An 8018-nucleotide genomic window follows, 5' to 3' on the forward strand; every position below is an offset into this window, starting at 1 on the left:
GTCGTGAAGGTCCCGGTCGGTCTGCCGGGCATTGGCAGCCCCGCCCGAGGCGGGCCCTAGGCTTGGGCGCCTATCCCCGGTTGGTCTGCCGGCAGGGCCCGCCTGACTTTGAATCAGGACTAGCGACGTAGGTTCGACTCCTACCCGGGGAGCTACATCTCGAAGACCAGGCGGGCGGGCACCTCGCCGGCGAGCACCTCCTCGAAGCAGGCGTTTACGTCGTCGAGGCGACGGCTCTCCGTCACGACCCTGGTCAGGCCGCGGGCGTGGAGGTCGAAGCACTCGGCCAGGTCGTTGCGGGTGCCGACGAGCGAGCCGATCACCGAGATGCCCTTGAGCACGGTCTCGAAGACCGGGAGCTCGAGCCGGTTGTCGGCCGGGAGGCCGACGAGCACCAGGCGGCCGTTGGGGTTGAGGGCGGCGTGCGCGGCGCGCATCGCGGCCGGCGAGGGCACCGTCACGAGGGCGACGTCGACGCCGCCGATCGCCTCGAGCTCGGCCTGCTGGTCGCCGCGGGCGTCGACGACGTGGTCGGCGCCGAGGTCCTTGGCCAGCTGCAGCTTCTCGTCATGCACGTCGACCGCGACCGTGCGCGAGCCGAAGACGCGCGCGTACTGCAGGCCCAGGTGGCCGAGCCCGCCGATGCCGACGACCATCGCGGTCTCCCCCGGCTGCGGCGCAGCGACCTTGAGACCCTTGTACGTCGTCACGCCGGCGCAGGTCAGCGGCGCGGCGTCGCGCGAGGTCACCGCGTCGGGCACGGCCACGACGTGGCTGGCGTAGGCGACGGCGTACTCGGCGTAGCCGCCGTCCATGGTGTAGCCCATGTAGGCGGGGCTGGTGCAGTAGGTCTCCCAGCCGGCGACGCAGTAGCGGCAGTGGCCGCAGGCGTGAGCCAGCCAGGGGAGGGCGACGCGCTGCCCGATCGTGACGGGGAGGTCGCCGTCGCCCAGGGCCTCGACGACGCCGACACCTTCGTGGCCCGGGATGAGCTGGTCCTTGGGCTTGACCGGCCACTCGCCGCGAGCGGCGTGGATGTCGGTGTGGCACAACCCGCAGGTCTCGATCTTCACCAGCACCTGGCCGGGACCGGGCTCAGGGACCGGGACGTCGCGGATCTCCAGCGGAGCTCCGAGCGTGGGGACGACGGCTGCCTTCATCATTCTCTCCTTGTTGCGTTGCGGACGGGTACGGCGATGAGCAGGGCGCCGGCCAGCAGGGCCAGGCCGCCCAGGACGAAGAGGACCGCGATCACGGCGTCGACGACCGGGAGCTCGGCCCCGGTGGAGACGTCGGCCGAGACGCCGCTGGTGCCGTCCTCGCGCATCAGCACGACGGTCCAGTCGCCGCCCTGGAGGTCCCAGGTCAGCGTGGCGTCGGTTCCGGTCGCCTGCGCCACCCAGAACGTCTGGTCGGTGGGACCGGTCGCGGGCGCACCCCCGTCGGTGGCCTCCAGGACGGCGATGCCGGCCCGGACCTCGCTCAGGGTGTCGCGGGAGACGTCGCCGAGGTAGCCCTCGACGTCGGACGTCGCGGCGACGCCGACGAAGAGCGGCTCACCGGCGTCGGCCCGGGCGTGGATCCGGACCTCGCCGAGCCATGCCGATGGCACCCAGGAGGGCGCTCCCTCGGTGTCGATCTTCGCGTCCTCGGACGTGATGGCGAACGTGTCGCTGTCGAGTGCCGTCGTGGGGGTCATCAGGAAGCCGTCGTCACGTTCGGTGGCGCTGATCAGGGCCAGGGTGCCGGCGGCCCCCGCGAACGCGAGGCCCATGAGCACCAGGAGGCAGCCGATCACCGCAGCGACGACGCGGCCGGCCGTCCAGCCGCTGCGGCCGCCGGGGGCACCGGGGGCACCGGGGGCACCGGGTGCGCCGGGGGGCGCGTACTCGGGCAGGCCCGGGGCAGGCGGGGTGGGCTGGGTGGACGGCCTGGTCCCGGCTGCCGGGGTGACCGGCGGGAGGACTGCGGCGTGGGGTTCGTGGCCGCCCATGTCGAGGCGGAAGGGCTGGTACTGGTCGGTCATCAGCGAGACGTAGCCGGCCACGCGCAGCACCCAGCGGTTGAGCCCCAGGACGAGGTCGAAGACCTGCTGTGGGTAGCGGCCGGTGAACAGCAGCACGACCCCGGCGACCAGGACGAGCACGCCGAGCAGGCTGATGCTGATCCAGGTCTCCTCGCCCGCGCCGCCGACGCCGTACGCCTCTCCGCCGGCGAACAGGGCGATGATCAGGAAGTGGGGGATGGCCAGCAGCCACCACTTCACCAGCACCAGTCCGCGCGAGAGCCGCTCGGGGTAGTCGACGGACAGGTGAGCGGGGTAGTCGGGCACCTCCGCGAGCGTGAACGGCGGGTAGCGATCGGTGCCGAGCGTGCAGGAGTAGTAGGAGACGCGCCAGCTCCAGCGCATCACGCCGACGTTGAAGTCGAAGATCGCGCGGGGGTAGCGGCGCGTGAACAGGATCGCGAAGAACGCCACCACGCTGAGCACGACGAAGCCCAGCCACAAGAAGGCGAGCACCACGTAGTGGGGGATGGCGAGCAGCCATTTCACCAACCACAACCCCCGGCTCAGGCCGGGGTCGAGGTCGGCGTCGACGTGCACAGGGTAGGTCGCGGGAGCGGTCGAGGTGGTCATGGCGAGTCCTTCCTCCGGCGTCTCCCGGGCCACTGCGCGACGAGGGCGGGGAGCCGCTTCCTCCCTTCGATCGTCGCGCCGCGGAGAGGATGCGGGGAGGGCCGAACGGCACCTGTTCCGGGCACCTGCCCGGGACCTACGGCCCTGTCGGGTGCCGGGCGAAGGAGTGAGACTCGGACCGCCAGGACCCCAGGACCCCGAGGAGCCCCCCGTGATGCCCAGTGCGCCAGCCCCACGCCAGCTCGACTGCGTCCGGGTGGTGGTCGAGGACGTCCCTGAGCTCGACGACCTGGTGCGGGAGGCCGCGCACCGTGCGCTCGAGTCCGACCGCCCGCTCGAGCTGGTCGAGGCGGCCGTGCCGCCGCGCGACCACGCTGCCCGAGCGCGGGTGATCAGGTGCATGGACGAGGCGCTCGAGGTGGCTCGGCGCACCGCACCCGGCGTCCCGGTCCGCGTGGGCGCCCCGATCGCGCTGCCCCGCCCACGCCACTACCTGTGACCCGCGTCGCGGAGGTCAGCGTCGAGCCGGTGCCGCTGCAGCGGCTCGAACCCCTCCTCACGCCCGAGCGCATCGAGCGGCTCGAGTCGTACGTCGCTGCTGCGCGGGGGCTGCTCGAGGGGCGCGTCGTGTGGAACGTCAACTCGACCGCGCGTGGGGGCGGCGTCGCGGAGATGCTGCACACGCTCGTGGCGTACGCGGCCGGCACCGGCGTCGACATCCGTTGGCTGGTGGTGGGCGGTGACCCCGAGTTCTTCGCCGTCACGAAGCGGATCCACAACAGGTTGCACGGCGTCCCCGGTGACGCCGGAAGGCTCGACGCCGCCGCGCGGGCGACGTACGACGCCACGCTGGCGCAGCAGCGCGGGGAGGTGCTCGACCGGGTGCAGCCCGGGGACGTGGTCCTCCTCCACGACCCGCAGACGGCCGGGCTCGCGCGTGCCCTGCGCGAGCGAGGCGCCCTCGTGGTGTGGCGCTGCCACGTCGGCCTGGACGAGCACAACGAGTGGACCCGCGAGGCGTGGGGATTCCTGCGCGAGCTGGTCGAGCCCGCGCAGGCCTGCATCTTCTCCCGGGCGTCGTTCGCCCCCGACTGGGTCGACCGGCGGTGGCTGCGGGTGATCCCGCCGTCCCTCGACCCGTTCAGCCCCAAGAACGCGGAGCTCAGCATGGGGCAGGTCGAGGCCCTCGTGCACCGGGAGGGACTGGTGGTCGACGGAGCACCGCTGCCCACGGACCGGCCGGTCGTGCTGCAGGTCAGCCGCTGGGACAGGCTCAAGGACATGGCGGGGGTCCTCGACGCCTTCTCCGAGCACCTCGACGCACTGCCGCCCGACGTGCACCTGGTGCTGGCCGGACCGGCGACCGACGGCGTCGCCGACGACCCCGAGGCTGCCGAGGTGCTCGCGGAGTGCCGGGAGCAGTGGCGCTCGCTCCCCGCACGGGTGCGTGACCGGAGCCACCTCGTGTGCGTGCCGATGGACGACCTCGACGACAACGCGCGGGTCGTCAACGCGCTGCAGCGCTGGTCGACCGTCGTGGTCCAGAAGAGCCTCGCCGAGGGTTTCGGGCTCACCGTCACCGAGCCGATGTGGAAGGGCAGGCCGGTGGTGGCCTCGGCGGTGGGCGGCATCCGCGACCAGGTGGAGGACGGCGTGAGCGGCGTCCTCCTCGACGACCCGCGCGACGGCGCCGCGCTGGTGGCTGCCCTGTCAGCCCTGCTGGAGGATGCCGACCGGCGCGGGCAGATGGGCCGGGCCGCTCACCTGCGCGTCCGTGACCACTACCTCGCCGACCGGCACCTCATCCAGTACGCCGAGCTCTTCGCGCAGCTGGTGGCCGAGGCGTGATCACTCCCGGCCGGTGGCCGCGCGGAACGCCTCGAGCGCGGTCGGCAGGGTGGGGAAGATGTGCTCGTCCCCGATCCGCTCCAGGACCCCGCTGGGCTGCAGGACGGTGCGCGGGTCCTGCTTGAGCCGGGCCAGCGCCAGCACGACGCCCTCCGCCGCGAGCTCGGCGCGCAGCGTCTCGAGGGCGTCGGCGCCGGTGAGGTCGACCTCGCCCATCGCCTCGAAGTTCAGCAGCACCCACTCGGGGTCGTACGCCGCCACCGACTCGCGCACGCGGGAGAGGAAGTTCTCGGCGTTCGCGAAGAACAGTGGCGCGTCGTAGCGGTAGACGAGCAGGCCGGGCACGGGTGCGGCGTCGCCGTAGTCGTCGACGTCGTGCATGCCCGCGACGTCGGGGACGAGTCCCTCGACCGCGTCGTGGGGGCGCGCCACCCGGCGGAGCACGTCGACGAGCGACAGGCTGACGGCCACCAGCACTCCCTCGAGCACACCGAGGACGAGCACGCCGACGGTCGTGGCGAGCGCGATCAGCAGCTCGGCCCGCCGGTAGCGGGCGACCCGGGCGAACTCCCCGACGTCGATGAGGCGCAGCCCGGCGTAGACGACCACCGCGGCCAGTGCCGCGTCGGGGAAGCGCGCGAGCACGGGGCGCAGCGCGACGACCAGCACGAGCGCGGCACCCAGCGTGGACAGCCCGGCCCAGCGGGACCTGCCGCCCACGGCGTCGACGATCGCCGTACGGCTGCCGGAGCTGCTCACCGGGAAGCCGTGCACCACGCCGGCCGCGAGGTTGGCGGTGCCCAGGGCGAGCAGCTCGCGCCGGGCGTCGACCCGGTCGCCGTGCCGCGCGGCGAACGCGCGAGCCGTCAGCACGTTGTCGGTGAAGCCGACCACGGCGATGGCAAGCGCCGTGGTCAGCAGCGCCCACGACCCGAGCGACGCGACGGACGGCAGGCCGAGGCTCGGCAGCGCGAACGGCAGCGTCCCGACGACCCCCACGCCGTCGTCGGGCAGCCCGGCGAGGCTGACCACGAGGGCCGCGAGGAGCATCCCGACCAGGGGCACCGGTCCGGTGGGCCACAGCCGGGCTCCCAGCAGCAGCACGGCGAGCGTGCCGAGGCAGACCGCGAGGGTCGGTCCGTGGATCGCCGACGGGTGCTGCACCAGCCACCAGGTCTCGGCCAGGGGGTCGCCGTCCGGGATGTCGGCCGCCGTCGCACGGCCCACCTGCGACAGGATCATCAGGCCGGCGATCCCGGCCATGTAGCCCACAAGCACCGGCTTGGAGAGCAGGTCGGCGAGGAAGCCGAGCCCGCCGGCCCACGCGAGCAGGCACACGGCGCCGACCGCGAGCGCGAGCAGCGCGGCGGTGTCCTGGGAGGACTCGCCCGGCACCGTGACGGCCGCCAGGGCGGCGCCGGTCATCAGGGCGGTCGTTGACTCCGGGCCCACGGACAGCTGGGGCGACGACCCGAGGAGGAAGTAGACCGCCAGCGCCACGAACGCGGCCCACAGGCCCGCGGCCGGCGGTACCCGCGCCAGTCCGGCGTACGCCAGCACCTGGGGCACCAGGTAGGCGGCGACCGTGATGCCGGCCACGACGTCGCGCCGCAACGCTCGTCCCTCCGGTGGCCGCAGGGTGCCCGGGCGCACCATCGGCCCCCGACCACGTCGCGGCCGGCTCGTGCTGTCGGTCATCACGCCCTCCTCGCGCCAGTCGACCGCGAACCGGTGGCGTACGGCTAGGGCCCGACGGCCCCGGGAATACTCCGCCGGACGGGACCTTCGTCACCGGCTGGCGCCGTTCGGCCGGGAGCGACGATGGAGGCAGGCCTCGGAGAAGTAGCCGTCATGTCCACCACCTCACGACACCCCTCACGACACCCCACGAGCGCACCGGCCGCCCGCGGCAGCGACCGGATGTCGCTCCGCACGGTGCGGACCTTCTTCCTCGCCACGTTCGCCTTCTCGTGGTCGCTCGAGGTCCTCATGGTCGTGTTCATCGACCAGGTCGAGGCCGTCTTCGGGCCGATGGGCTACACCAACCCGATCTTCATCCTCGTGGTCTGGGGGCCCGGCATCGTCGGCCTCGCGCTGGTCGCCCACCACCACGGCGTGCAGGGCGTACGCCGGTTCCTCGCCCGTCTGACGCTGCGGCGGATGTCGCGCACGTGGTGGCTGGTGCTCGTCCTCGGCATGCCGGCGGTGTTCTACGCCGGCGCCGCCGTCAACGGGACGCTGGACGACGGGTTCCCCTTCGACCCCTCCTACGGCGTCCTGCCGGCGCTGCTGCCGGCCCTGCTCATCGGCCCGGTCGAGGAGCTCGGCTGGCGGGGCGTGGCCCTGCCGCTGCTGCAGCGGCGGCTCGCCCCGCTGTGGGCGGCGCTCGTCGGCGGGGTGGTTGCGGCCGTCTGGCACACGCCCGCCTTCCTCATGTCCGGGACCAAGCAGAGCGCCTGGGCCTTCGGCCCGTTCTTCCTCGGCGTCGTCGCGATCAGCGTTATCCTCACCGCTATGTTCAACGCCGCCGGGGGCAGCCTCCTGGTCGCGGTCCTGTTCCACGCCCAGATGAACGGCCCGGCCTGGCCGGACGCGCAGCCGTGGGACATGTACCTGTTCGTCGCGGTCGCCGCCCTCGTCGTGCTGCTCGACCGGCGCGCGCGATGCTGACTCGCGGCAGCGGCGCCACGGAGGTGCTCCTCGACGACGCCGACAGACAGGGTGCGCCGGCGCGGTGACACACTGCGGCCATGGACAACCTCACCGTCATCGTCCTCGCTGCCGGCGGCGACACCCGCATGAAGTCGAAGACCATGAAGGTGCTGCACCCGATCGGCGGGCGCTCCATGATCGGCCACGTGCTCCACGCCGTGCAGGCCGTGGAGCCGACCAGCGTCGTCGCGGTGGTCGGCACCGGTGCCGGCCCGCATCAGATCGCCGCGACAGTCCTCCCGCGCACGAACCAGGTCGCGGGCGGCCTCCTGGTCCGCTGAGGGGATCGCGACCGCGGTGACCTCGTCGAGTCGCAACAACTGGACCAGATGGACCGCGTCCTTGGCGTCGGTCTTCACCCGATCCCCCAAGGACTTCTGCAAACTTCGACGGGGCCACGACGATGCACCGGACCCCCGCACCAGCCAGATGTCGATGCAGCCCGAACCCGGTCGGCCCGGTCTCGTAGGTCACCGCGACCGGACCCGGCAGGTCATGGATCCAGGACCGGATGTGCTCATACGACGAGGTCAGCCTCGTCTGGACCAGCTCCCCCGTGACGCCATCGATTGCCGCTGCCGCGACAGATCGTGCGTGCACGTCGAGCCCAACGCTCGTACGCCCAGCGAACACCGGGGCCTCCCACAACTTTGGATAGACCGAGCGGGCCAGCCCTACTCGTAACCCACGACCATTTGTGAGCGGGGCCCCGGCCAGCAACCCCCATGAGTCCTGAGCGGTCAGTCCATACCGTCTAGGTGTAATTCCCACAGAGGTTGTGAACGTCGAGGCGTAGACGAATAGCGAGGACCTCCAGTAC

General features: G+C 72.6%; 7 protein-coding genes and 1 tRNA gene. 5 read left to right on the top strand and 3 right to left on the bottom strand.

What is annotated here, in order from left to right:
• The first annotated feature begins 73 nt into the window (after window positions 1-73).
• Window positions 74-152 (top strand) — tRNA-Gln (locus ACFQW6_RS19515).
• Here the strand turns inward: ACFQW6_RS19515 and ACFQW6_RS19520 are convergent.
• Complete coding sequence (locus tag ACFQW6_RS19520; RefSeq protein ID WP_378549413.1) at window positions 153-1160, bottom strand: zinc-dependent alcohol dehydrogenase; 1008 nt, start codon at window positions 1158-1160, stop codon at window positions 153-155. It lies immediately after the preceding tRNA gene.
• Entirely contained in the window at window positions 1160-2638 is a 1479-nt protein-coding gene (locus tag ACFQW6_RS19525; RefSeq protein ID WP_378549416.1) for a DUF4389 domain-containing protein, read from the bottom strand. Before ACFQW6_RS19525 ends, ACFQW6_RS19520 begins: the two co-directional genes overlap by 1 nt.
• A 214-nt stretch (window positions 2639-2852) precedes the next feature.
• On the opposite strand from ACFQW6_RS19525, the gene ACFQW6_RS19530 reads away from it, so the two are divergent.
• Together ACFQW6_RS19530 and ACFQW6_RS19535 are read left to right on the top strand one after the other, a co-directional pair.
• Window positions 2853-3137, top strand: a complete 285-nt coding sequence (locus ACFQW6_RS19530; protein ID WP_378549419.1) for a hypothetical protein — start codon at window positions 2853-2855, stop codon at window positions 3135-3137.
• Window positions 3134-4486, top strand: coding sequence for a glycosyltransferase (locus ACFQW6_RS19535; protein WP_378549422.1), 1353 nt, complete (start codon window positions 3134-3136; stop codon window positions 4484-4486). The genes ACFQW6_RS19530 and ACFQW6_RS19535 overlap by 4 nt, the downstream gene beginning before the upstream one ends.
• On the opposite strand, the gene ACFQW6_RS19540 is transcribed toward ACFQW6_RS19535, so the two are convergent.
• Window positions 4487-6184: a SulP family inorganic anion transporter gene (locus tag ACFQW6_RS19540; protein ID WP_378549425.1), complete on the bottom strand. Its 1698-nt coding sequence runs from the start codon at window positions 6182-6184 to the stop codon at window positions 4487-4489. It lies immediately after the preceding gene.
• A 153-nt stretch (window positions 6185-6337) separates the two neighbouring features.
• Between ACFQW6_RS19540 and ACFQW6_RS19545 the strand changes: the two genes are divergently transcribed.
• A complete protein-coding gene (locus ACFQW6_RS19545) occupies window positions 6338-7156 on the top strand; it encodes a CPBP family intramembrane glutamic endopeptidase (protein ID WP_378549428.1) in 819 nt (272 codons plus the stop codon).
• 80 nt (window positions 7157-7236) lie between these two features.
• Complete coding sequence (locus ACFQW6_RS19550; protein ID WP_378549431.1) at window positions 7237-7479, top strand: NTP transferase domain-containing protein; 243 nt, start codon at window positions 7237-7239, stop codon at window positions 7477-7479.
• Window positions 7480-8018 lie beyond the last annotated feature (539 nt).

The sequence above is a fragment of the Nocardioides sp. GCM10028917 genome (genome assembly GCF_042666175.1).
Lineage (GTDB): Bacteria > Actinomycetota > Actinomycetes > Propionibacteriales > Nocardioidaceae > Nocardioides.

Bases quoted from the DNA above. Each gene is read 5' to 3' on its own strand.
- ACFQW6_RS19525 (WP_378549416.1), bottom strand. From the start codon at position 2,638: ATGACCACCTCGACCGCTCCCGCGACCTACCCTGTGCACGTCGACGCC.
- ACFQW6_RS19550 (WP_378549431.1), top strand. From the start codon at position 7,237: ATGGACAACCTCACCGTCATCGTCCTCGCTGCCGGCGGCGACACCCGC.
- ACFQW6_RS19530 (WP_378549419.1), top strand. From the start codon at position 2,853: ATGCCCAGTGCGCCAGCCCCACGCCAGCTCGACTGCGTCCGGGTGGTG.
- ACFQW6_RS19545 (WP_378549428.1), top strand. From the start codon at position 6,338: ATGTCCACCACCTCACGACACCCCTCACGACACCCCACGAGCGCACCG.
- ACFQW6_RS19540 (WP_378549425.1), bottom strand. From the start codon at position 6,184: ATGACCGACAGCACGAGCCGGCCGCGACGTGGTCGGGGGCCGATGGTG.
- ACFQW6_RS19520 (WP_378549413.1), bottom strand. From the start codon at position 1,160: ATGAAGGCAGCCGTCGTCCCCACGCTCGGAGCTCCGCTGGAGATCCGC.